Genomic DNA, 21,104 nt, shown 5'->3' on the forward strand with positions numbered 1-21,104 from the left:
GCCTCAGGTCCGGACGGCTCCGGTGAGTCCGCGACGGGTTCCGTCGCGGACTCGGGTTGGGATGGTGCTCGCGGCGGGCCGCCCCGGCGCCGCACCGGGCCGAGGCATCCGCGCGCTTCGAATACGAACTATTCGATGTCGAAATATTAGCAACCGAACGGGGCGTGCGAGAATTCCCAGATGGCCAGACGCACCCCGAGCGCCCCGGAGCTGCACCGCCGGGCCGTCGCGACCTATGTCGCCGCCGGCGGCGAGGAGTCGGTGCAGCGCGTCATCACGGCCGTGCAGAGCCTCACGAAGAAGCTCGACCAGTGGTATGTGCGCCAGCTCGCGGACCTCGACGTGACCGCGGGCGAGTGGGCGGTCGTGACCTCGCTCGCGAAAGCCGGCGAGCCGCTCACCCCGAGTCAGCTGGCTGATCTGACGAACGTCGCCCCGTCATCGATGACGCACCGGCTCGACAAGCTGGCCGGGCGCGGGCTCATCGAACGCACACCCGACGACACCAACCGCACCCGCATCTTCGTGAACCTCACCGAGGAGGGCTGGCGGCTGTTCAGCCTCGCCATCCGCGGCTCGGACGTCGTCGAGTCCGACGTGCTGCAGGACCTCAGCGATCAGGAGCGAGGGGAACTCGCGCGGCTGCTCGAGGTGGTCATCGACCGCCTCGACGACATCGACGCCTAGTCGGATTCGATCTCGCCCGCCGCGTCGCGCTCCCGCTCGGGCCTCGGCCGCCACTCTTCGAGCTTGCGGTGCACCTCGGCGTGCGCGACGGCAGCCGCGATGAACCGTTCCCGCAGGCGCTGCACGGCCGGCCGCTCGTCCGTCGCACGCTTCGCCTGCTGCAGCCGGCGGGTGACCGGCCCGACCCGCGCCGCCAGCCGATGCAGCGCGGGCGGCAGCTCCGGCAGCGTCGTCGCGGCGGCGAGCTCGGCCGGCACGAGCACCGCACCGTACTCGGCGCTCTCGAGCACACCCCACGGCTCGACGCCCTCCGCCTCGAACACCTCGGCGGAGGTGACGGTCAACCGGGCGTAGAACGAGCGCTGGAGCTCGCCCTGTCCGACGACGCCGACCGCACGGCGCGTGCGGAAGTGCGCGTGCAGCGTCGCGAGGTCATCGTCGGGCACCCGTGCGGCGTCGTACCAGCCGATCGACTCACGCACCGAGGTGCACCGGGCACGGGTGCGTCCCGTGGTCGCGAGCAAGTGGAGACGATCGGGGGAACAGTGCACGCATACGTCCACTGAATCACACCGCCCCATCGCCGGTGAAGCCCGCGGGCCCGATCGGCGATCCGCGCCTGGAGGAGTCGAGCAATGGTCACCGATTGGAGGATGTGGTATCCCTAGCGCGCCCTGGGCGGGGCGAGTTGGATGATCCGCACGAACGATTCCCCGCGGGACCCTCAGGTGGCTACGCTCGCTGCGGGATCACCCACCTCGCCCCAAACCCGATGTCCCGCTGGGGTCGAGGGGCCGCGGGGCTCGCCATCCCCCTCGGCGGGCTCCGCGGCACACCCCTCTTGCCGCGTGGTATCCCGGTCGCTACACTCCGCTCGAGGGATGTTCGTCGAACGACCGGCCGTCTGGGGAACGACCGGCGATCGGGTCAGCGGACGTTCGTCTCCTGGCGCTCCGGTTCGGGTTCCGGAGGTCAGCAGACCCGGGATGCCGCCCTGCCTCCCTTCGGGGCCGCATCCCGGCTCCACCCCGCTCAGCGCGACCCGCGCAACGCCTCGGCGAGTTCCGGCGCGAGCCCGGGGACCTCGTCGACCGGCACCGCGAGGGCGAGCAGGGCCCGGCTGAAGAAGTTCCGGGCCGCGGCGGCGAGGGTGAGGTCGACGATCTGCCGATCGCTGAACCCGGCGTCGCGGAGCTCCTGCGTGTCGGCATCCGTCATCGACGCGGGCTCGCGCGAGAGGCGCTCGGCGTAGCGGATGACGAGCTGCTCGTCCGCCCGGAAGCCCGAGTCGTCGCCCGCGGCGAAGGCCGCGAGCCCGGCCTCGTCGACGACCTCGGCGCGGAGCGCCTTCCGCCCGTGCGCGAGCAGGCAGTGCTCCGAGCCGATCGCGCGCGCCGCGCCGAGAGTGGCGGCCTCGTACAGTCGGAGGCCGATCGACGGCACGACCGCCCGGACGAGTTCCTCGAACGCGCGGTACGCCTCGGGGTTCGTCGCCATCGCCGCGGTGTGCGCGTAGACGAGGCCGTCGGCGCGGAGGTCGTCCTCGTACATCTCGGCGACGGTGCCGGTCGCGGTCTCCACCGCGGGTGGAGTGATGATCATGGCCGCAGGCTAGGCCCGGGCGCCGGCGACCGCGCGGATCGGCGGACGCATGGCCGGGACGGCCGAGAACCCCGGGCCGACGCCCCACTCGCGCGCGGGCAGCTGCGCCTGCGCGACGGCGCTCGCCCAGATCCGGGTGGCGAAGCCGCCGCGACGGGCGAGGGCCTCGGCGATCGCGTCCTTCTGCGGCCCGTCGAGCTCGGCGAACGGGGCGAACAAGGCGAACACGGCGCGGGTCTCCCGCCCCTCGAGCTGCTCGCGGCACGCCGTCACGACGCCCTCGGGGAGTTCCTCCACGTACGCCTGCAGATCGGCGGCGAGCCGCCGGTCGAGGCGCCCGCGCGTCGGTCGCGGCAGCTCCTCGTCGGCGGCGACGGCGGCCCACAGTTCGAGCTTCGCCTCCCGGCGGGTCACCCGCCCGCGCTCGAGCCGGTCGAGCAGGCGGTCGCAGGCGCCGCCCGTGACGGTGCCGGCGAGGCCCGCGGTCGTGGCATCCGCGGTTCCGTCGGCCGAACCGCGCGCGTCGATCGCACGCGAGAGCAGCACGTCGACGACGTCGGCGTCGTAGCGGTCGATCGAGAGCGGCTTCGAGAAGCCCTCGACGAGGTGGAACCGCTCCACCGGGCGATGCCGCGGGTTGAAGTCGGGGCCCAGGCGCACCTCCTCGGCGAGCGCGGCGACCGCCCGGCTCGACAGCGCCCGGCCGAGCACCGCCTCCTCCGCCGCGACGCGCTCCTTCAGGATGCGCAGCGCCTTCGCCGTCTCGTGCCGCACCGGTCCGTTCACGAAGCGCGAGCACACGGTGGTCGCCACCCGCTGCACGATGGCGCCCGGAACCGGATGCCCCGCCTCGAGGCGCTTCGCGAGCTCCAGGAGGGTCTCGCCGATGGCGTCCTGCACGTCGGCGTCGCCGAGCCCCATGCGGACGCGCAGCCCGCGCACGGCGCGGGTCGTCTCGTCGAGCAGCTCCGCGGCGGCGCGGCGCACCTCGTGCGGGTCCTCGCTCGCGAGGTCGACCGTCCAGTCGCGCGGCACCGCGGCGAGCTGCGCGTTCGCGGCTGAGCGGTCGAGGTGTTCCACGCGCCCATCGTGCGCGGCGCAGATTCACCCGACGACGCCGCGAATCCCCCGAATCCGACACCGTGGTGGCATCCGATCCGCTCGCCCCGCGATTCCGGCGGGATTCTCCGCCGGACGGCGCGCTCCCCACCGGATCCGCGCGCGGCATCCGCCGAAGCGATTCACGGATCCCGCGCCGGATTGCGCCGCCCCCGCGTCCGGGGGCCGTCCGACGACCGCCGCGCATGTACTGAGCGCCGGGTGACCGTCGTGGGAGCGCGACGGCCCGGCGCTGAGAGTGAGGACCCCCGGTGAAGACCGACGAACGCGATCGGATGATCGTCGAGCACCTGCCGCTCGTGGGCTTCCTGGTGTCCAAGGTGATCGCGACCGCCACCCATCTCTCCCGTGACGACCTCGCCCAGGCGGGCGCCGTCGCCCTGGTCAAGGCGGTCGACGCGTACGACGCCGAGCGCGGCGTGCCCTTCGGCGCCTACGCTCGCGAGCGCATCCTCGGCGGCATCCGCGACGAGATGCGCGCGACGGACTGGGCGAAGCGCAGCACCCGGCAGACCATCAAGGAGACGGTCGCGGTGCAGGAGCAGCTCACCGCCGCCCTCGGTCGCCGCCCCTCGACCGGCGAGCTCGCCTCGGCGCTCGGCGTCGATCGCGCCACCGCTTCCGAGTACGAGGGGCTCGCGTCCCGTCGGGTCGGCCCCTACGACGAGACCTTCATCGGCGACGAGGCATCCGAGGTCATGCTGCCGGAGGCGGAACTCGTCGTGCGCGAGCGGGTCGAGTTCGCCCACGCCGCCGTCTCGGCGCTGCCCGAGCGGCTGCGGTACGTGATCGAGGAGATCTACTTCCACGACCGTGCGGTCACCGAGCTCGCCGAGGAACTCGGCGTCACCCACTCCGCCGTCTCGCAGCAGCGCAGCGAGGGCCTGCGCCTCCTGCGGCTCGGCGCCGCCGGCTATCTCGCCGACGAGGCCGAGGTGCCGCTGCAGGTGCCGGCGCCGAGCACCTCCCGGGCGAAGAAGTACCTCGACGACCTCGGCGGCGCCTTCGGCGGGCGCCGCAGCACCACACTCGCCTGAGCCGGGCTCCCCCGGCCCGGCTCAGGTGACCCTCAGCGGCCGACCGGCTCTGCGGGCGGGTCCGCCGCCATCAGAGCGGTTGCGAAGCGCCGGCGCTCGCGGCGGCGGCGAGGCCGATGACGACGATCACGGCCACGACGGCGACCCAGACGAGCAGGATGAGTCCGCTGATCACGATGCCGGTGATCGCCATCCCTCGGCCGGCGGGCTCCTTCTTCAGGCCGACGAATCCCAGGATCAGGGAGAGCAGGGGCAGCAGGAACGTGAAGCCGAACACGATCGAGACGAGCGCGAGCACCATCGACGTGATGCTGAGCCCGCGGGGCGGAGCCGGCGGAGCCGCAGTCACCACGATCTGCGGCGGAAGCTGAGGCGGGGAGGGCGGCTGCGTCGTCATCGGGCTCCGTTTCTCGATCATGGCATCCCGCGCACCATCACAGGGGCAGGCCGCCGCGAGTACACCGCTGCACTGTGCAGGATACCGGCTGTCGCGCTGATATCCCATTTGCGCGCGGCATCCTTCGCCTGACCTTTCCGAACCAGGTGCAATTTGGTACCTTGGCCTCCCGAGGGGATGAATCGTCGGCACCCACAACAGACGCTCGCGAGAATCACAGCGAAAAGCTCCCGGCTGCCAGGCCCAAGATTCAGACCGTTTCGTGCGCTGGCATGACCCGCACCCACTGACAACGCGCCCGAACGGATGAACGCACATGCGAACGCAGCACCGCTCCCCCGTCCCGATGCTCGTGTTCGCTATCGCCGCTGGACTGAACGTCGCATTCATCGCGTTCTTCGCGCTCTGGTACGCAGCGGACACCCAAGCGGTGAACGCCGCGGAGACCACGTCGGGCTTCGATCAGTCTTCGCTGTTGCCGAACTCGGACTTCCTGTGGATTGCCGCTCATACTTCGCTGGCGCTCGTGATCGCGCTCGACGTGTGCCTCGTTCTTCTCTGGCGCACGAGCCGTCGCGACCACTCCGCAGAACGACGAGGCGAGTGACGCGCTGCCGGGGTGGCAGACTCGGAGCCTGACCGCGGTGGTCGGGTGCGTGCCCGCCGCTCCTGACGTCGAGCGCGCGAGGAATCACGCCGATGCGTCGGCGCGTCGGACGCGACGCCCGCGCGCCCGGACGACCGCCACGAGCACCAGCGCGGCGCAGGCGACCGCCCACAGAAGCGCACTGTTCACGGCGAACGGCACCCAGTCGACGGAGGTGACGAGCGGGTCGGCGAGCCCCTTCGGGCCCACGTACTCGACGGTCGTCGGGAACTGCTGCGGCGCGTAGCGGCGCTGGTCCTGCACCGTCCAGGCGAGCGGCCACCCGAACCCGACCGCCGCCAGCTCGGCCTCCGACCGCACGGTCACCGGAAGCGACCGCAGCCAGAACGCGGCGACCACTCCGAGTGGCAGGCAGCCGAGCAGCGGGAGCACCCAGCCGCGCCAGCCGGGGCGCGCGCCGGGCCGACTCGTCGAGGGCCGGTCAGGGTCGGTCACCCGACCATCGTAGGGACGCGAGCGCGGCGAGACCCCGACGGCGCCTAACGGACGCGGATGCCGCGACCGAGAGTGCCTCTCGACGGTCCACGGATGGACCGCGACCGATCAAGGAAGAGATCACACCATGGGTATGCAGATCAACACCAACGTTGCGGCGTTCAACGCGCACCGCAACCTCACCAACACGCAGAACGATCTGTCGAAGTCGCTCGAGAAGCTCTCGAGCGGTCTGCGCATCAACCGTGCTGCCGACGACGCCGCGGGCCTCGCGATCTCGGAGGGCCTGCGTTCGCAGATCTCCGGCACCAAGGTCGCGGCGCGCAACGCGCAGGACGGCATCTCCGTCATCCAGACGGCGGAAGGTGCGCTGACCGAGGTCCACAACATCCTCCACCGCATGCGCGACCTCGCGGTCCAGGGCGCGAGCGACTCGAACAACGCCGAGTCGCGTGCGGCCATCCAGAAGGAAGCCGACGCGCTGAGCCTCGAGCTCTACCGCGTCTCGGAGGGCGTGAACTTCAACGGGATCGACCTGCTCAAGGGCGGCTCGCTGAACTTCCAGGTGGGCGCGGGCGACACCGCGAACGACACGATCGCGATCAACCTCGCGAACGTGGGCACCTCGGTCGGCACGCTGGCCTCGGCCGACGGCACCGCCGTCGGTGCGGGCTTCGTCGTCACGAGCAACGCGACCGCGAACACCACGCTGACCGCGATCGACACCGCCGTCACGGCGATCTCGACCGCTCGCGCCGACCTCGGTGCGCAGCAGAACCGCTTCGAGTCGACCATCCGTACGCTGAACGTCTCGGCCGAGAACCTCTCGGCGGCCGAGTCGCGCATCCGCGACACGGACATGGCGGCCGAGATGGTCAGCTACACCCGCGCCAGCATCCTCTCGCAGGCCGGTACCGCGATGCTCGCCCAGGCCAACCAGGCCAACCAGGGCGTGCTGAAGCTCCTCGGCTAAGCCGCAGGGATCACCTGACCGAACCCGGCGGTGACCGAGGCGCTGCACTCCGCCCCGTCACCGCCGGGTTCGTCCCGTTCCACCGCACCACGACCGCAAGGAGCAACGCATGGGGATCGCCCTCGACGGCCTCGTGAGCGGCCTCAACACGACCGAGCTGATCGCGAAGCTGATGGCCGCCGAGGCCGCGCCGCGCACCCTCCTCGTGCAGAGCAAGGCGAAGGCCTCCTCCGTCGTCACCGACCTGCTCTCGCTGAATGCGCGCCTCGCCTCGCTCATGGAGCTCGCCCAGACGGCCGCGAAGCCCGAAGCCCTCTCGAAGTTCACCACCACCGCATCCGACCCTTCGGTGTCCGTCGCGACCCGCCCCGGCGCCTCCGTCGGCGGTATCGACCTCACCGTCACGCGCGTCGCGAGCGCCCACGTCATGGTCTCCGCCGCGATGCCGAGCCTGCCGGGCGTTCCGCCGGTGCTCACGATCGTGCGCCCCGACGGCACCCGCACCCAGGTCGTCGCGAGCAGCAACTCGATGGAAGACGTCGCCCGCGCCGTCAACAATGCGGAGCTCGGCATCCGCGCCACCCGCATCCAGGCCGGCACCGACGCCGGCGGCGCGGCCCTCTCGCGACTCCAGCTCGCGTCGACCGAGACGGGCGCCGCGGCATCCTTCCGCGTCTTCATCGGCAGCGAGGCGGACGTCGACGCCGGCACCGCGACCGAGCTCACCGATCAGCCCGGCGCGGCCCTGCTGCGCCAGGGCGTCGACGCCCAGGTCACCCTCTTCGCCGGCACGGCCGCCGAGCAGCAGCTGACGAGCGCCTCGAACACCTTCACCGACCTGCTGCCCGGGGTCGACGTGACCGTGTCGAAGGCCACCTCCTCCCCCGTCACGATCGCCATCGATCCGAACACGAAGGAGTCGGCGACGGCGGCCCAGGCCTTCCTCGACAAGATCAAGGAAGTGCTCACCTTCATCGACGCGAAATCGGCGACGGCGAAGTCGACGGATGCCGCGGGCAACCCCATCACCGTCGTCGGCAGCTTCACGAGCGACTCGAACATCCGCACCCTCCGCCAGTCGCTCGTCGCGGCCATCCAGGGCCCGATCGGCGGCAACTCGATCTCACCCTTCGGCATCAGCGTCTCGAAGGACGGCGAGCTCGAGTTCGACGCCGAGAAGTTCCAGAAGGCGCTCGAGACGAACCCGGACGCGGTGCGCTCGGCGTTCGTCACCGTCGCGACTCGGATCGAGGACGTCACCGATCGCTACTCCGACCGCTTCGACGGTCTGCTGACGAAGCAGATCCAGGGCCGCCAGACCACCATCGCCGACCTCGACAAGCAGATCGACTCCTGGACGCGCCGGCTGGAGCAGCGCGAGGCGACCCTGAAGCGCACCTACACGGCGCTCGAGGTCGCCTTGAGCAGCATGAACAAGCAGTCCGACTACCTCGCCTCGCAGCTCGCGAACCTGCCGAGCTGGTCGCCGAACTCGAACAAGTGACCCACGCCCGGAAGGAGCCGGCATGACCGATCGGCTGAACGACTACCAGCGCACCGCGATCCTCTCGGCGAGCCCGGCGCAGTTGCTCACCATGCTCTACGACCGGCTGCTGCTCGACCTGCACCGGGCCGAGCAGGCCCAGCTCGCGGAGCGGTGGGGCGAAGCGAGCACGCAGCTGTTGCACGCCCAGGACATCGTGAGCGAGCTGCAGCGAACCCTCGACGTGCGCGTCTGGGACGGCGCGAGCCGGCTCATGGCGATCTACGACTACGTCTACCAGTCCCTCGTGCGGGCGAACATCTCCCGCGACGTGGAGCTCACGCGGGAGTGCCAGGCGCGCCTCGAACCGCTGCGCCAGGCGTGGCACGAGGCCGCCGCGATGCCGGTCGCCGCTCCGGCCGGCGGGGTCGCCCGTGTCGGCTGACCCCGTGGGCGGGTCGCCGCTCGGCGGCTCGGGAGCGGATGGCTCGGGAGCGGATGGCTCGGGAGCGGATGACTCGGAGACGGCCGCGTTGGGGGCGGCCGCCTCGGAGCCGCCCGCTCCCGAGGGCTGGGCCAGGTGGCTCGACGAGCTGGAGCTGGCGCTCGCGGCGGACGGCCCGGTCTCGCTCCCCGAACCGGCCGGACTCGACCGGCTGCCCGCCGAGCTCGCCGCCCGGGCGGCCGCCGTGCGCGAGCGGATCGATGCCCGCGCCGCCGAGCTGCGCCGCGACCGCGACGACACCGCCGCCGAGCTCGCCCGGCTGAGTGCGGCGGGAGCCGCGGCAGCCTCCGCCCCTCGCCCCGCCTACCTCGACGCCACCGCCTGAGGCGCCCCTCTCCCTCTGCCCCTTTCCCGGCCGGAGGAGATCGTCGCCCGGCGAGGATGCCAGCGGCCGAACCATCCTCCCGCCGTGCGAATCTCCTCCCACCCGGCGCACCCGGTGCACCCGAGCGGCACCGCACCTAACGGCCGCACCGGCCGCAGCCGAGAGTGACCCTCGAGCACGGATCGCTCGAGACGAGGCCAGGGATCGGCCCCCACCACGCACCCTGGGAGGATCGTGCTCGAATCCGTCTCCTCGCTCGCCCTCGCGAGCGCGCTCGACGGCCTCGCCGAGCGCCAGCGGGCGATCGCGAACAACATCGCGAACGTGAACACGCCGTTCTACACGGCCAAGCGCGTCCAGTTCGAGGACGCCCTGGCCGCCTCCATCGAGGCCGGTGACGGCCGCGTGCGCGCAACCACCCAGAACTCGCTCGAGCCGACGAAGCTCAACGGCAACAACGTCAACCTCGACACCGAGACGCTGTCGAACATCGACACCGTGCTGCGGTACCAGTTCGCGGCACAGGCCGCGAACGGCCAATTCACCTCGCTGCGCACCGCGATGCGCACCAACGGATGACCCGGAGGACCCCATGACCTTCGACGCGATCGGCATCGCCGGCTCCGCCCTCACCGTGCACCGCAAGTGGCTCGACGCGGTCTCGGACAACCTCGCCAACGTCAACACGGCGGCACCCACGAACGGCGACGCCTTCCAGGCGCGCTACGTGATCGCCCAGGCGGGCGAGGGCACCTCCGGCGTCTACGTGCAGGGCGCCGCCTACGGGGACGCCGAGGGCCGCATGGTCTACGAGCCGGCGCACCCGCTCGCCGATGCGGAGGGCTACGTGCGCTACCCGGACATCGACCTGTCCAGCCAGATGGGCTCCCTGATCATGGCGCAGCGCGGCTACCAGGCGAATGCCGCCGTCGTGGACCGCGCCCGCGAGACCTACATGTCGGCCCTGCAGATCGGACGCAGCTGATGCCCATCCCCGGAGTGGACGGCGTGCAGGCCGGTGTGCAGGCCGTGGCCCAGAGCGGCTACCTCGAGGCCGACGCGACCCGCACGAACGGGGTCGCCGGCACCGGCGGTGCCGCCTTCGCGGGCGTGCTCGGCGCCGTCGACGGCGCGCAGGCGCTGCAGGCCGAGTCGAAGACGCTCGCGCTGAAGGCCGTCACGGGCGACCTCACCGACATCCACCAGGCCACGCTCGCGTCCTCACGCGCGGCCGTGACGCTCGAGCTCGTCGCCGCCGTGCGCAACAAGGGCGTCGAAGCGTTCAACGAGATCATGCGGATGCAGGCCTGATGCCGGCCCCCGTGAAGGCCGGGCTCGCGCGGATCGGCGCGTTCATCGGCGGCTTCAGCACCGCGCAGCGGGTGCTCGCCGTGCTCGCGGTCGGCCTGCTCGTGCTCGGCGTCGTCGGGCTCTCGGCCTGGCTCACGAAGCCGTCGTACACGCCGCTGTTCAGCGGGCTGTCCGGCTCCGACGCGAGCGCCGTCGTCGAGCAGCTGCGCTCCGGCAACGTGCCCTACGAGCTCGCCGACGGCGGCACCACGGTGATGGTCCCGGAGCAGGTCGTGTACGAGGAGCGCATCAAGGCGGCCTCCGCCGGCCTCCCCGCGAACTCCGACGGCGGCGGCTACGCCCTGCTCGACGACCTCGGCATGACGACCTCCTCGTTCCAGCAGTCGGTGACGTACAAGCGCGCCATCGAGGGCGAGCTCGCGTCGACCATCAAGGCGATGAAGGGCGTGCGTTCCGCCTCGGTGCAGCTCGCGCTGCCCGAGGAGACCGTGTTCGTCTCCGAGAAGGTCGACCCGACGGCATCCGTCTTCGTCGAGACCGACGCGGGCACCACCCTCTCGACCACCCAGGTGAACGCGATCACCCACCTCACGAGCGCCGCGGTCGAGGGCATGAAGGCCGAGGACGTCGCGGTCGTCGACGCCGACGGCAACGTGCTGTCCGCGGTCGGCGTCGGCGCCTCCGGCGGCGCCGAGAGCCGCGCCGCCGACTACGAGACCCGCACCACCACGGCGGTGCAGCAGATGCTCGACCGGATCGTCGGCTCCGGCAACTCGAGCGTGGCCGTCGCCGCGACGATCAGCGACGAGTCCGCCGAGGTGACGACCGAGCGGTTCGAGGGCGCCGAGGACACCCCGGCGCTGAACGAGTCGGTCAACACCGAGACGTACAGCGGCACGGGCGGCGCCCAGGCCGGCGTGCTCGGCCCCGACAACATCGCGGTGCCAGGCGGCACCGGCGGCGACGGCACCTACACCTCCGAGCAGCGCGTGCAGAACAACGCCGTCGACAAGGTGACCGAGACCCGCAGCATCCCGGCCGGCGCCGTCGCGCGGCAGACCGTGTCGGTCGCGATCGACCGCGACGCGGCGAAGGGGCTCTCTTCGAACGCGATCCAGGACCTCGTGGCCGCCGCCGCCGGGATCGACCGGCAGCGCGGCGACGCCGTCAACGTCGAGCTCGTCGACTTCAGCACCGCCGACTCCGAGCGGGCCACCGAGGCGCTGCGCTCCGCCGAGGCGCAGGCCGAGCAGGACCGCCTGGCCGACCTCATCCGCATGGGCGTCATCGCCCTCGTGACGCTCGTCGTCGGCGTCGTCGGCGCGATCGTCATCGCCCGCCGCCTGCGTCCCCGTCGCGAGCCCCTCGAGCTCGAGGAGGCCGTGCCGCACTACACGCAGATCCTCGAATCGGCACCCGAGCCCATCGCCCTCGACGCCCCGACCGAGCCCATCGGCCCGGACCCGGCCGAGAGCCGGCGCAGCGACATCGCCCGGATGGCCCAGCAGGACCCCGAGCGCACCGCGAAGCTGCTGCGCGCCATGCTCGATGATCGGAGCGCCGGGTGAACGACGCCGCGACGATGACGGGCGCCCAGAAGGTCGCCCTCGTGCTGATGAACCTCGAGCGCGAGCAGGCCGCCGCGCTGCTGAAGGAGTTCAGCGAGACCGAGGCGGAGGAGATCGCCGCCGAGATCATCCGGCTGCAGCGGGTCGACCTCGACGCCGCGGACCACGCGATCGCGGAGTTCCACGAGCTCGCCATGCGCGGCCGGCTCGCGGCCCGCGGCGGCCTCGACGTGGCCGAGGGCCTGCTCGAGTCCTCCTTCGGCAGCGAACGCGCCACGGGCGTGATGAACCGCGTCGCCTCCTCGCTCGCCGGGCGCTCCTTCGAGTTCCTCGACGCCGCGGAGCCCACGCAGGTCATCTCGCTGCTCGAGGCGGAGATGGCCGAGACCGTCGCCCTCGTGCTCACGCACCTGCGCACCCCGCAGGCCTCGAACATCCTCGCCGCCCTGCCGGACCCCCGCCGGGCGGACGTCGCGGAGTGCATCGCCGGGCTGTCGAGCGCGACCCCCGCCGCCGTCGCGATCGTGTCCCAGGTGCTGAAGTCCCGCGCCGCATCGATGATCTCGCCCCGCAGCGCCGCCGAGGTGACGGGCGGCGTGCAGCCGCTCGTCGACATCATCAACCGCGCCCCCGTGGCGACCGAGAAGGCCGTGCTGGAGGCGCTCGAGCAGCGCAACCCCGAGCTCGCCGCCGAGGTGCGCAGCCGCCTGCTCACGTTCACCGATCTGGTGCGCTTCGAGGACCGCGACGTGCAGCTCATCGTGCGCGGCATCGACATGGGGGTGCTCGCCCTCGCCCTCCGCGGGGCACCCGCCGCCGTCGAGGAGAAGATCCGGCACAACCTCTCGGAGCGCAATCGCGAGCTGCTGGACTCCGAGGTCGAGCTGCTCGGCCAGGTGCGCGTCTCGCAGGTCGAGGAGGCGCGCTCCGAGCTCGTGCGCACCATCCGCGAGCTGGCCGAGGACGGCCGCATCACCGTGCAGCGAGGGGACGCCGATGAGTTCGTCGCGTGAGGCCGCCTTCGGCACGATCGACTTCCCGCGCATCGGACGCCAGGGCGAGGCGGATGCCGCGGCCGAGGAGCGCGGCTACGCGCAGGGCCTCGCGGCCGCCCGCCGACGCACCGAGGCCGAGCGCGAGGAGCTGCTGACCGCGATCGCCGCCCAGGCAGCCGAGCGCGAGGCGCGCCGCGACGCCGAGCACCGGGCCGCGATCGAGGCGCTCGTGCTCGCCCGCACGGCGCTCGAGGCGGCGGCGCTGCCGGTGCTCGCCACGGCCGAGCGGCAGCTCGCGGAGGGCGCGCTCGCCCTCGCCGAGACGGTGCTCGGCGCCGAGCTCGGCGCAGACCCCGACCGGGCCGCCCGCGCGGCACTCGCCCGCGCGCTGGACCACGACGACGCGGCGCTCGTCGCACGCGTGCGGATGCATCCCACCGCCCTCGCCCGCATCGCCGCCGCAGCCCCCGAGCACGTCGAGCTCGTCGCCGACGCCGCCCTCGGCGAGGCGGACGCCGTCGCCGAGCTGCCCGACGGGCTCGTCGACGCCCGCATCGCCGCGGCCCTCGACCGGGCCCGCCGGGCCATCCGGGAGTCGCGATGACGACGCTCCTCGACGCCCCCGCCTTCGGCTCAGCGCTGGACGCGGCACGACCCGCCCGCCTCGGCCGGGTGCGCAGCGCGATCGGCCTCGCCCTCGAGGTCGAGGGGCTGCCGCTCGCCGTCGGCGAGGTCGTCGAGCTCGGCGGCGCCTCCGCCGAGGTCGTCGCCGTGCGGCCGGGCGCGGCCTCCTGCATGCTGCTCACCCCGCTCGACGCGCCCGCCGTCGGCCTGCCCGTGCACCGCGTCGCGGGCACCGCGACCGCCCCGGTCGGCCGTGGCCTCCTCGGCCGCGTGATCGACGGGCTCGGCCGGCCCATCGACGGCCGCGGGCCGATCCGCGCCGAGGCGCAGGTGCCGCTCCGGCATCCCTCGCCCCCGCCGCTCGACCGCGCCCGCATCGACCGCCGCCTGCAGACCGGGGTGCGCGTGCTCGATGCGCTCGTCCCGCTCGGCCGCGGCCAGCGGCTCGGCCTCTTCGCCGGCTCCGGCGTCGGCAAATCGACGCTGCTGTCGATGATCGCCCGCGGCTCCGAGGCCGAGGTCTCGGTGATCGCGCTCATCGGCGAGCGCGGCCGCGAGGTGCGCGAGTTCATCGAGGACGACCTCGGCCCGGCCGGCCTCGCCCGCTCGGTCGTCGTCGTCGCGACGGCGGACGAGCCGGCGCCGATGCGCCTGCGGGCCGCCCAGCTCGCGACCCGGATCGCCGAGCACGAGCGGGAGCGCGGTGCGCACGTCGTGCTGATGATGGACTCCCTCACCCGCGTCGCCATGGCGCAGCGCGAGGTGGGCCTGTCGGCGGGCGAGCCGCCCGCGACCCGCGGCTACCCGCCCTCGACATTCGCCCTGCTGGCCCGTCTCCTCGAGCGCGCCGGCGCGGGCAGGAGCGGCTCGGTCACCGGCCTCTACACGGTGCTCGTCGACGGCGACGACCACAACGAGCCCATCGCCGACCAGGCCCGCTCGCTGCTCGACGGGCACGTGGTGCTCGACCGCCGCATCGCCGTGGCCGGGCGCTACCCCGCCGTCGACGTGCTCGGATCGATCTCCCGCGTCGCCGGCCGGATCACCCCGCCCGCGGAACTCGCCGACGCCGCCGCCCTGCGCCGGGCCATCGCCGCGCGCACTCAGGCGCAGGACCTCATCGACGTCGGCGCGTACCAGCCCGGCGCGAACCCGCTCGTCGATGCGGCGCTCGCGAACGAGCAGGCGATCGACGCATTCCTCGGGCAGCGGCTCGGCGAATCGACGCCGCTGGAGCAGACCACCGCCGCGCTCGCGGCGCTCGTGAGTGCGATCGGAGGTGCCACGGCATGAAGGGATTCCGCTTGGACGGCCTGCTTCGGGTGCGTCGGGTGCAGGAGGAGCGCACCGCGAGCGTGCTCGCCTCGCGCACCGCGAAGCTGCGCGACAGCGAGGCGCTGCGCGCCCGGGCGCAGCGGGAACTGGGCGCCTACGGCGAGCCGGGCACCCAGCTCGAGACGCTGCGCGCGATCGCCGCGGCGCGCGCGTCGAGCGAGGCCATGCTCGCCGAGCTCCTCGCCGCGAGCATGTTGCTCGAGGCCGAGGTCGACGAGGCGAAGCTCACGCACGACGAGGCCCGTCGCCGCGTGCGCACCCTCGAGCGGATGGAGCGCGCGCACGTCGAGGCCGAGCTCGAGACCGAGCTGCGCGTCGAGCAGAACCGATTGGACGAGATCGCGAGCGGGCACCGTGCCCGCGGAGGGGAGGAGTGATGGCCGCCGTCGACGCCGTCGCCCGCATGCAGGAGATCAGCCAGACCGTCGCCGCGCTGCAGGGCCGTCAGGCCGCCGCGAGCGACGGCACCGCCTTCGCGCAGGCGCTCGCCGCGCTCGGCGCGAACGGGACCGCCGCAGCGAACGCCGCTCCCGCCGCCTCGCTCGACCGGAGCGGCTCGCTCGCCCAGGGCGTCACCGGCGAGGACCTCGTCGCCGAGGCCAAGACGTGGGTCGGCGTGCCCTATGTGCTCGGCGGGAACGACCGTTCGGGCGTCGACTGCTCGGGCCTCGTGCAGCAGGTGCTCGCGAAGTTCGGCATCGACGCGGAGCGCCGCGTCTCGCTGCAGACCGATCTCGGCGTCGAAGTGCCGTCGATGGCGCAGGCGCAGCCGGGCGACCTCATCATCACGAACAACGCCGACCACGTCGTCATCTACGCGGGCGACGGCATGATCGTGCACGCACCGTACGAGGGGCGCACCGTCTCGTATCAGAAGAACTACCTCGACGAGTCGGACGTGCTGACGATCCGCCGGGTCGTGCCGACGGCTGGTGAGCCGACTGCGGCGGCGGGTGCTGCCGGTGGTGCTGGCGCTGCCGCTGGTGCCGGTGCCGCTGGCGGTGCCGCTGGCGCTGCGGGTGGAGCTGGCGCTGTGGGCGGAGCTGGCGCTGCGGGGGCCTCGGCGCTCGGCAGGGCGGACGTCGCGGCGCAGCTGCAGTCGTTGCTCGCGTCCTCGGGCGGCGGCCTCGACGGGCTCGGCACGGCCGCCATGCTGAGCGCCCTGCTCGGCCTCGGCGGCGCGGGCGGGAACGGCGGCGCGGGCCTCGGGTCCGGTCTCGGTCTCGGGTCCGGCCTCGGGCCGCTCGGCGCCGGTCTCGGGCCGCTCGGCGCGGGCCTCGGTTCCGGGTCCGGCCTCGGGCCGCTCGGATCCGGCCTCGGGCCGCGCGGCGCCGGTCTCGGTACTGGCCTCGGCGCCGGCACGCAGGGCGCGGGCAGCCTGGGCGACCTCGTCGCGGCCGCCCAGCTCCAGGCGATCCTCCGGAGCACCGTATGACCGCGATCGCCCCCGCACTCCCCGCTCCCGCACCCGCGGCGCGGACCGGCGGCGCCGCGAGCCGCGCGGAGTCGAACGACCGCGGCTTCGCAGCCGCGCTCGCGGGCGTCACGAGCACGGCCCAACAGGCGGATGCCTCGAGCACCGCCCCCGGCACGGGCACCGGCGCGACCTCCGACGGTGGCACCGGCACCGGCACCGCGCAGCAGACGTCGACCGAGCCCGCCGTCGATCCGACCGTCGCGGCCGCACTTCCTGCGGCCTTCACCCTGACGACTGCGGTGCCGGAGCCCGCCGCGGATCCCGCGCTCGCGCTGCCGGAGCCCGAGCCCGGTGCGGTCCAGGCCGAGGTGCTCGGGGCGACTGGAGCGGGCGACGGCGATGCCGCAGCCGGCGCCGTGCTCGCACCGGGAACCGTCGGTGCGCCGGCGTCCGCAGCGAGCCCGGCCGGGAACGGCGCGGCGGGCACTGCCACGGGTGGTGCCGGCGAGCTCGCCGGCACCGGAGTGGCCGGAAGCGGGCCGGTCGCCGGTGAGTTCGCCGGCGGTGGTGGACTCGCCGGCGAGCCGGGACCCGGCTCCGGCGACGCGGAAGGCGAGGGGCCCGACGCCACCACACCGACCGGCCGGCAGGGAGCCGCGAGGCCGGGCGCCGGCGCCGATGGCGCGGAGCCCGCGCGGCCCGGCTCGGCGGACGGGACCGCTCCGGCATCCGCGCACGCAGCGGCCGGGGCATCCGCCGTCCCGAACGGCACAGCCGTGCCGGGCGCAGCCGACACCGCCGCGTCCGCAGCCACCCCCGCAGCCACCACGGCGACGCCGGCCACGGCGCCGACGGGCGACGGGATCGCCGCGGCATCCGCGCCGACCGCACCGACGACGGCCGCCGCGCCGACCGCGCCCGCCGCGCCCTCGGCCGGGGCCTCCGCAGCCCAGCCGGCCGCGCCGTCGCTCGCGGAGCAGCTCGGCGGCCACCTCGTCTCCCTCGCCCGTCGCGGACCCGGCGAGCACCTCGTCTCGGTGCGCGTCGCGCCCGAGGAGTTCGGCCCCGTCACCGTCCGGGCCGTCGTCGGCGCCGACGGGCACGTGCGCGTCGAGCTGCACGCCCCGAACGATGCCGGACGCGAAGCGCTGCGCCAGGCGCTCGGCGACCTCCGCCGTGACGGCGTCGCCGCGGGCCTGTCCGGTTCGCTCGACCTCGCCCCGCAGGACCGCGACGGGCGCGAGCCGAGCGACGAGGCCCGCCCCGCCGCAGCCACCGACGACGCGCGGACCGCCGCGACGGCTCCGGCCCGCAGCCAGCCCCCGACCCCCGCCCCGACCGGGCCGATGCCGCTCGGCACCGGCCTCGACGTGATCGCCTAGGAGGCACCGGATGACCGTCGACGCAGTGAACGCGACCGCAAGCACCGGTGGCACGAGCATGTACACCGGCCAGGTGGCGACCCGCCGCCCGAAGCAGGAGATGGACGGCGAGCTGTTCCTGAAGCTGCTCGTCACCCAGCTCGCCAACCAGGACCCGAGCTCGCCCATGGACACCAACGCCATGATCGGGCAGACCACCCAGCTCGCCACGATGGAGCAGCTGACGGCGCTGTCGAAACGGCAGGAGGAGTCGTTCTCCCTGCAGATGCGCACCGCCGCGGCCGCCCTGATCGGCAAGGAGGTGGAGTACCTCGACGCCGACGGCAAGACCGTGAAGGGCGTCGCCGGCTCCGTCTCGTTCGCCGGCCCGATCCCGACCGTCGACGTCGGCGGGGTCTCCGTCGCCCTCGACAAGCTCTCCGCCGTCCGCACCTGATCCCGTCGCGGCATCCGCCCGCGGCCCCACCGACCACCACGACCGACCCCGCGCTCCAGCGCACGACCGAAAGGACGCCACCGTGCTCCGCTCGATGTTCTCCGGGATCTCCGGACTCCGCGCCCACCAGACCATGCTCGACGTCACCGGCAACAACATCGCCAACGTCAACACCACCGGGTTCAAGGGCTCGGCGACCCAGTTCCAGGACACGCTGTCGCAGCTCATCCAGGGCGGCGGCGCTCCCGGTGCCGCCATCGGCGGCACGAACCCCGCCCAGATCGGCCTCGGCGTGCAGATCGCCGGCATCAGCACGAACTTCACGCAGGGCTCGGCGCAGGCCACCGGTCGCGCGAGCGACCTGATGATCTCGGGCGACGGCTTCTTCGTCGTCAACGCGGGCGGCGAGACGCTGTACACCCGGGCGGGCGCGTTCGACTTCGACGCGCAGGGCCGGCTCGTGTCGCCGAACGGCGGCTTCGTGCAGGGCTGGATGGCGCAGAACGGCGTCGTGAACCAGGGCGGCGGGCTGCAGAACATCACGCTCCCCCGCGGCGTCGTCGCCCCCGCCGTGCCGACCACGTCGGTGCGGTTCACGGGCAACCTGCCGCTGGATGCCGCGGCCGGAACCGAGATCGTCCGCGACATCGACGTCTACGACGCCTCCGGCAACGCGACGAGCGTCACGCTCTCGTTCACGCGCAGCGCGACCGGCTGGGACGTCGCCTCGGGCGGCACCAACCTCGGCGCCATGACCTTCGTCGACGGACAGCCGACCGGCACCACCTCGGTCACGGTCGCCGGCGCGACCATCGACCTCGCGGGCGTCACCGGCTTCGCCGAGCTCAGCACGCTGAAGGTCGCCGGGCAGGACGGCCGCCCCGCCGGCACGCTCGACGCCTACTCGATCGGCCCGGACGGCACGATCACGGGCACCTTCTCGAACGGCGCGACGCAGGCCGTCGGGCGCATCGCGCTCGCCACCTTCGTCAACCCGGGCGGCCTCGAGAAGGCGGGCGACTCCTCGTACCGGGCGACCGCGAACTCGGGCGCCGTCGAGCTCGGCGCCGCGGGCGACCCCGGCTACGGGAAGCTCGCGAGCGGCTACCTCGAGATGTCGAACGTCGACCTCTCGCAGGAGTTCACGAACCTGATCATCGCGCAGCGCGGCTTCCAGGCGAACGCCCGGATCATCACCACGAGCGACGAGGTGCTGCAGGAGCTGACGAACCTGAAGCGGTAGCCGCGGCTGGGCGAGGCGGGGCGGCCATTCCCGCTCCGCGGGCACCGCCTGCGCCACTTCGTGCTCCACGCGCCACCTCTACTGGCGCAACGACACCGAACTGGCGCAGACGGGCCGCGCAAGCCATCCCGCCCGCTCCGACACAGCGCCTGCGCGCCACTTCCGCGCCCACGCGCACTCCCGCACCGCCACACCACTCCCGCGCCCCCGCCCCACTCCCGCGCGCTCCGCGCAGCTCTCGACACCGCCTGCGCCACTTCGTGCTCCACGCGCCACCTCTACTGGCGCAACGACACCGAACTGGCGCAGACGGGCCGCGCAAGCCATCCCGCCCGCTCCGACACCGCGCCTGCGCGCCACTTCCGCGCCCACGCGCCACTTCCTGCGACGCACCCGCGGCGCTGCCCGTCCACCACACGCACCGCCCCGGCACGCGCTTCCCTAGGCTGGAGCGGTGCAGCGGACGATCGAGTGGTGGGACCGGCACCAGCTCGCACTCGCCATCGCCGCCATCCTCGTGGGCGCCTTGCTCGGACTCGCGGCCCCCGCGGTCGCGCCGGTGCTGTCCTCGGCTACCAATCCGGTGCTCGCGCTGCTGCTGTTCGCGACGTTCCTGGGCGTGCCGATCGACGGGATCGGGCGATCGCTCCGGGACGCCCGCTTCCTCGGCACCGTGCTGCTCGTGAACTTCGTGGCGGTGCCGGTGCTCGTCTTCGTCCTCTCGCGCTTCGTGGCCGACGACCGGGGCCTGCTGCTCGGGGTGCTGCTCGTGCTGCTCACGCCCTGCGTCGACTACGTCATCGTGTTCACCGGCCTCGCCGGCGGCGCGCGTGATCGGCTGCTCGCCGCGACCCCGCTGCTGATGATGCTGCAGCTCGTGCTGCTGCCCGGGTACCTCTGGCTGTTCGCCGGTGCGGATGCCCTCGCCCTGCTGGATCCCGGGCCGTTCCTCGAGGCGTTCCTCGTGATCATCGTCATGCCGCTCATCGCCGCCGCCCTCGTGCAGGCGCTCGCCCGGCGGCACCGCGTCGCCCGCGGGTTCGAGCGCGGCCTGGCCGGCGCGATGACGCCGCTGCTGATGCTGACGCTCGCCGTCGTGGTGGGTTCGCAGATCGCGGCGGTCGGCGCGGAGGCCGTCGCGCTCGCACGACTCGTGCCGATCTACCTCGGTTTCGCGGCGGTCATGGTCGGTGTCGGCATCCTGGCCGGACGGATGGCCCGGCTCGACGTCCCGCGCATCCGCGCCGTCGTGTTCAGCGGGGTCACCCGGAACTCGCTCGTCGTGCTCCCCCTCGCCCTCGCCCTGCCCGCGAGCCTGGGGATCGCCCCGCTCGCGGTCGTGACGCAGACGCTCGTCGAGCTGGTGTGCCTGCTCGTGCTGGTGCGGCTCGTGCCGATGCTCGTGCGTGCGCGCGCGTCGGGCGCTGGGGGTCCGGGGCCGTGACGGCCGCGCGTGCGGCCCCCGTCCGCGCCACTTCGGACGCCACGCGCCAGCAGAAATGGCGCAACGATGCCGAAAGGGCGCGGACGCACAGAAGTGGCGCTCGTGCGGGGCAGCCTGAC

Annotated in this window: 25 protein-coding genes; 20 read left to right on the forward strand and 5 right to left on the reverse strand. The window is 73.4% G+C overall.

What is annotated here, in order from left to right; translation table 11 throughout:
- Positions 1-180 precede the first annotated feature (180 nt).
- Complete coding sequence (locus M3147_RS09460; RefSeq protein WP_251203213.1) at positions 181-687, forward strand: MarR family winged helix-turn-helix transcriptional regulator; 507 nt, start codon at positions 181-183, stop codon at positions 685-687.
- Here the strand turns inward: M3147_RS09460 and M3147_RS09465 are convergent.
- The 3 genes from M3147_RS09465 to M3147_RS09475 all read right to left on the reverse strand — a co-directional run bounded on the left by M3147_RS09465 (position 684) and on the right by M3147_RS09475 (position 3,369).
- Positions 684-1,211 carry a hypothetical protein gene (locus M3147_RS09465; protein ID WP_251203214.1) on the reverse strand — a complete coding sequence of 176 codons (528 nt, stop codon included), beginning with the start codon at positions 1,209-1,211 and terminating at the stop codon, positions 684-686. The genes M3147_RS09460 and M3147_RS09465 overlap by 4 nt on opposite strands.
- Positions 1,212-1,719: 508 nt before the next feature.
- Positions 1,720-2,289, reverse strand: coding sequence for a carboxymuconolactone decarboxylase family protein (locus M3147_RS09470; RefSeq protein WP_251203215.1), 570 nt, complete (start codon positions 2,287-2,289; stop codon positions 1,720-1,722).
- A 9-nt stretch (positions 2,290-2,298) separates the two neighbouring features.
- Positions 2,299-3,369: a hypothetical protein gene (locus M3147_RS09475; RefSeq protein WP_251203216.1), complete on the reverse strand. Its 1,071-nt coding sequence runs from the start codon at positions 3,367-3,369 to the stop codon at positions 2,299-2,301.
- A 290-nt stretch (positions 3,370-3,659) separates the two neighbouring features.
- Between M3147_RS09475 and M3147_RS09480 the strand changes: the two genes are divergently transcribed.
- Positions 3,660-4,445, forward strand: coding sequence for a sigma-70 family RNA polymerase sigma factor (locus M3147_RS09480; RefSeq protein ID WP_251203217.1), 786 nt, complete (start codon positions 3,660-3,662; stop codon positions 4,443-4,445).
- 70 nt (positions 4,446-4,515) lie between these two features.
- Here M3147_RS09480 and M3147_RS09485 read toward each other — a convergent pair whose 3' ends face one another.
- On the reverse strand, positions 4,516-4,842 hold the full coding sequence (locus tag M3147_RS09485) for a DUF4190 domain-containing protein (protein ID WP_251203218.1): 327 nt from the start codon (positions 4,840-4,842) through the stop codon (positions 4,516-4,518).
- Positions 4,843-5,158: 316 nt separating this feature from the next.
- Here M3147_RS09485 and M3147_RS09490 point away from each other — a divergent pair, with 316 nt between their 5' ends.
- Positions 5,159-5,449 carry a hypothetical protein gene (locus M3147_RS09490; RefSeq protein WP_251203219.1) on the forward strand — a complete coding sequence of 97 codons (291 nt, stop codon included), beginning with the start codon at positions 5,159-5,161 and terminating at the stop codon, positions 5,447-5,449.
- 84 nt (positions 5,450-5,533) lie between these two features.
- Here the strand turns inward: M3147_RS09490 and M3147_RS09495 are convergent, their stop codons facing one another.
- The gene (locus M3147_RS09495) at positions 5,534-5,944 is read right to left on the reverse strand and encodes a hypothetical protein (protein WP_251203220.1); all 411 of its coding nucleotides are present in this window, start codon (positions 5,942-5,944) and stop codon (positions 5,534-5,536) included.
- Between the two features lie 127 nt (positions 5,945-6,071).
- On the opposite strand from M3147_RS09495, the gene M3147_RS09500 reads away from it, so the two are divergent.
- From M3147_RS09500 to M3147_RS09585, 17 genes are all read left to right on the forward strand, one after another.
- Entirely contained in the window at positions 6,072-6,917 is an 846-nt protein-coding gene (locus M3147_RS09500; protein WP_251203221.1) for a flagellin N-terminal helical domain-containing protein, read from the forward strand.
- 109 nt (positions 6,918-7,026) lie between these two features.
- Positions 7,027-8,421 carry a flagellar filament capping protein FliD gene (fliD, locus tag M3147_RS09505; protein WP_251203222.1) on the forward strand — a complete coding sequence of 465 codons (1,395 nt, stop codon included), beginning with the start codon at positions 7,027-7,029 and terminating at the stop codon, positions 8,419-8,421.
- Positions 8,422-8,443: 22 nt separating this feature from the next.
- Positions 8,444-8,845, forward strand: coding sequence for a flagellar export chaperone FliS (fliS, locus tag M3147_RS09510; RefSeq protein WP_251203223.1), 402 nt, complete (start codon positions 8,444-8,446; stop codon positions 8,843-8,845).
- A gap of 4 nt (positions 8,846-8,849) precedes the next feature.
- Entirely contained in the window at positions 8,850-9,230 is a 381-nt protein-coding gene (locus M3147_RS09515) for a hypothetical protein (protein WP_251203224.1), read from the forward strand.
- Between the two features lie 234 nt (positions 9,231-9,464).
- On the forward strand, positions 9,465-9,809 hold the full coding sequence (locus M3147_RS09520) for a flagellar basal body rod protein FlgB (protein WP_189084215.1): 345 nt from the start codon (positions 9,465-9,467) through the stop codon (positions 9,807-9,809).
- Between the two features lie 13 nt (positions 9,810-9,822).
- Positions 9,823-10,215 (forward strand): flagellar basal body rod protein FlgC, encoded by a 393-nt coding sequence (locus M3147_RS09525; RefSeq protein ID WP_251203225.1) that lies wholly within the window; start codon positions 9,823-9,825, stop codon positions 10,213-10,215.
- Positions 10,215-10,541 (forward strand): flagellar hook-basal body complex protein FliE, encoded by a 327-nt coding sequence (locus M3147_RS09530; RefSeq protein ID WP_251203226.1) that lies wholly within the window; start codon positions 10,215-10,217, stop codon positions 10,539-10,541. Before M3147_RS09525 ends, M3147_RS09530 begins: the two co-directional genes overlap by 1 nt.
- Positions 10,541-12,109, forward strand: a complete 1,569-nt coding sequence (fliF, locus tag M3147_RS09535; RefSeq protein WP_251203227.1) for a flagellar basal-body MS-ring/collar protein FliF — start codon at positions 10,541-10,543, stop codon at positions 12,107-12,109. Before M3147_RS09530 ends, fliF begins: the two co-directional genes overlap by 1 nt.
- Complete coding sequence (gene fliG, locus M3147_RS09540; protein ID WP_308201057.1) at positions 12,106-13,122, forward strand: flagellar motor switch protein FliG; 1,017 nt, start codon at positions 12,106-12,108, stop codon at positions 13,120-13,122. The genes fliF and fliG overlap by 4 nt, the downstream gene beginning before the upstream one ends.
- Positions 13,106-13,708, forward strand: coding sequence for a hypothetical protein (locus tag M3147_RS09545; RefSeq protein WP_251203228.1), 603 nt, complete (start codon positions 13,106-13,108; stop codon positions 13,706-13,708). Before fliG ends, M3147_RS09545 begins: the two co-directional genes overlap by 17 nt.
- Positions 13,705-15,021, forward strand: coding sequence for a FliI/YscN family ATPase (locus tag M3147_RS09550; protein WP_251203229.1), 1,317 nt, complete (start codon positions 13,705-13,707; stop codon positions 15,019-15,021). Before M3147_RS09545 ends, M3147_RS09550 begins: the two co-directional genes overlap by 4 nt.
- Complete coding sequence (locus M3147_RS09555) at positions 15,018-15,440, forward strand: hypothetical protein (RefSeq protein WP_251203230.1); 423 nt, start codon at positions 15,018-15,020, stop codon at positions 15,438-15,440. Before M3147_RS09550 ends, M3147_RS09555 begins: the two co-directional genes overlap by 4 nt.
- Complete coding sequence (locus M3147_RS09565) at positions 15,440-16,498, forward strand: C40 family peptidase (protein WP_285873715.1); 1,059 nt, start codon at positions 15,440-15,442, stop codon at positions 16,496-16,498. The genes M3147_RS09555 and M3147_RS09565 overlap by 1 nt, the downstream gene beginning before the upstream one ends.
- Entirely contained in the window at positions 16,495-17,862 is a 1,368-nt protein-coding gene (locus M3147_RS09570; RefSeq protein ID WP_251203231.1) for a flagellar hook-length control protein FliK, read from the forward strand. Before M3147_RS09565 ends, M3147_RS09570 begins: the two co-directional genes overlap by 4 nt.
- Before the next feature lie 10 nt (positions 17,863-17,872).
- Positions 17,873-18,298: a flagellar hook assembly protein FlgD gene (locus M3147_RS09575; protein WP_251203232.1), complete on the forward strand. Its 426-nt coding sequence runs from the start codon at positions 17,873-17,875 to the stop codon at positions 18,296-18,298.
- A gap of 82 nt (positions 18,299-18,380) precedes the next feature.
- Entirely contained in the window at positions 18,381-19,541 is a 1,161-nt protein-coding gene (locus tag M3147_RS09580) for a flagellar hook protein FlgE (protein ID WP_251203233.1), read from the forward strand.
- A gap of 454 nt (positions 19,542-19,995) precedes the next feature.
- Positions 19,996-20,985, forward strand: coding sequence for an arsenic resistance protein (locus M3147_RS09585; RefSeq protein ID WP_251203234.1), 990 nt, complete (start codon positions 19,996-19,998; stop codon positions 20,983-20,985).
- The last annotated feature ends 119 nt before the right edge of the window (positions 20,986-21,104 follow it).

Origin of the sequence: Agromyces mediolanus (genome assembly GCF_023715325.1) — a bacterium.
In the GTDB taxonomy this organism is placed as follows: Bacteria; Actinomycetota; Actinomycetes; order Actinomycetales; family Microbacteriaceae; genus Agromyces; species Agromyces mediolanus_A.

Bases quoted from the DNA above. Each gene is read 5' to 3' on its own strand.
- M3147_RS09460 (WP_251203213.1), top strand. From the start codon at position 181: ATGGCCAGACGCACCCCGAGCGCCCCGGAGCTGCACCGCCGGGCCGTC.
- M3147_RS09470 (WP_251203215.1), bottom strand. From the start codon at position 2,289: ATGATCATCACTCCACCCGCGGTGGAGACCGCGACCGGCACCGTCGCC.
- M3147_RS09485 (WP_251203218.1), bottom strand. From the start codon at position 4,842: ATGACGACGCAGCCGCCCTCCCCGCCTCAGCTTCCGCCGCAGATCGTG.
- M3147_RS09490 (WP_251203219.1), top strand. From the start codon at position 5,159: ATGCGAACGCAGCACCGCTCCCCCGTCCCGATGCTCGTGTTCGCTATC.
- M3147_RS09500 (WP_251203221.1), top strand. From the start codon at position 6,072: ATGGGTATGCAGATCAACACCAACGTTGCGGCGTTCAACGCGCACCGC.
- fliD (WP_251203222.1), top strand. From the start codon at position 7,027: ATGGGGATCGCCCTCGACGGCCTCGTGAGCGGCCTCAACACGACCGAG.
- fliS (WP_251203223.1), top strand. From the start codon at position 8,444: ATGACCGATCGGCTGAACGACTACCAGCGCACCGCGATCCTCTCGGCG.
- M3147_RS09525 (WP_251203225.1), top strand. From the start codon at position 9,823: ATGACCTTCGACGCGATCGGCATCGCCGGCTCCGCCCTCACCGTGCAC.
- M3147_RS09530 (WP_251203226.1), top strand. From the start codon at position 10,215: ATGCCCATCCCCGGAGTGGACGGCGTGCAGGCCGGTGTGCAGGCCGTG.
- fliF (WP_251203227.1), top strand. From the start codon at position 10,541: ATGCCGGCCCCCGTGAAGGCCGGGCTCGCGCGGATCGGCGCGTTCATC.
- M3147_RS09545 (WP_251203228.1), top strand. From the start codon at position 13,106: ATGAGTTCGTCGCGTGAGGCCGCCTTCGGCACGATCGACTTCCCGCGC.
- M3147_RS09550 (WP_251203229.1), top strand. From the start codon at position 13,705: ATGACGACGCTCCTCGACGCCCCCGCCTTCGGCTCAGCGCTGGACGCG.
- M3147_RS09555 (WP_251203230.1), top strand. From the start codon at position 15,018: ATGAAGGGATTCCGCTTGGACGGCCTGCTTCGGGTGCGTCGGGTGCAG.
- M3147_RS09565 (WP_285873715.1), top strand. From the start codon at position 15,440: ATGGCCGCCGTCGACGCCGTCGCCCGCATGCAGGAGATCAGCCAGACC.
- M3147_RS09570 (WP_251203231.1), top strand. From the start codon at position 16,495: ATGACCGCGATCGCCCCCGCACTCCCCGCTCCCGCACCCGCGGCGCGG.
- M3147_RS09575 (WP_251203232.1), top strand. From the start codon at position 17,873: ATGACCGTCGACGCAGTGAACGCGACCGCAAGCACCGGTGGCACGAGC.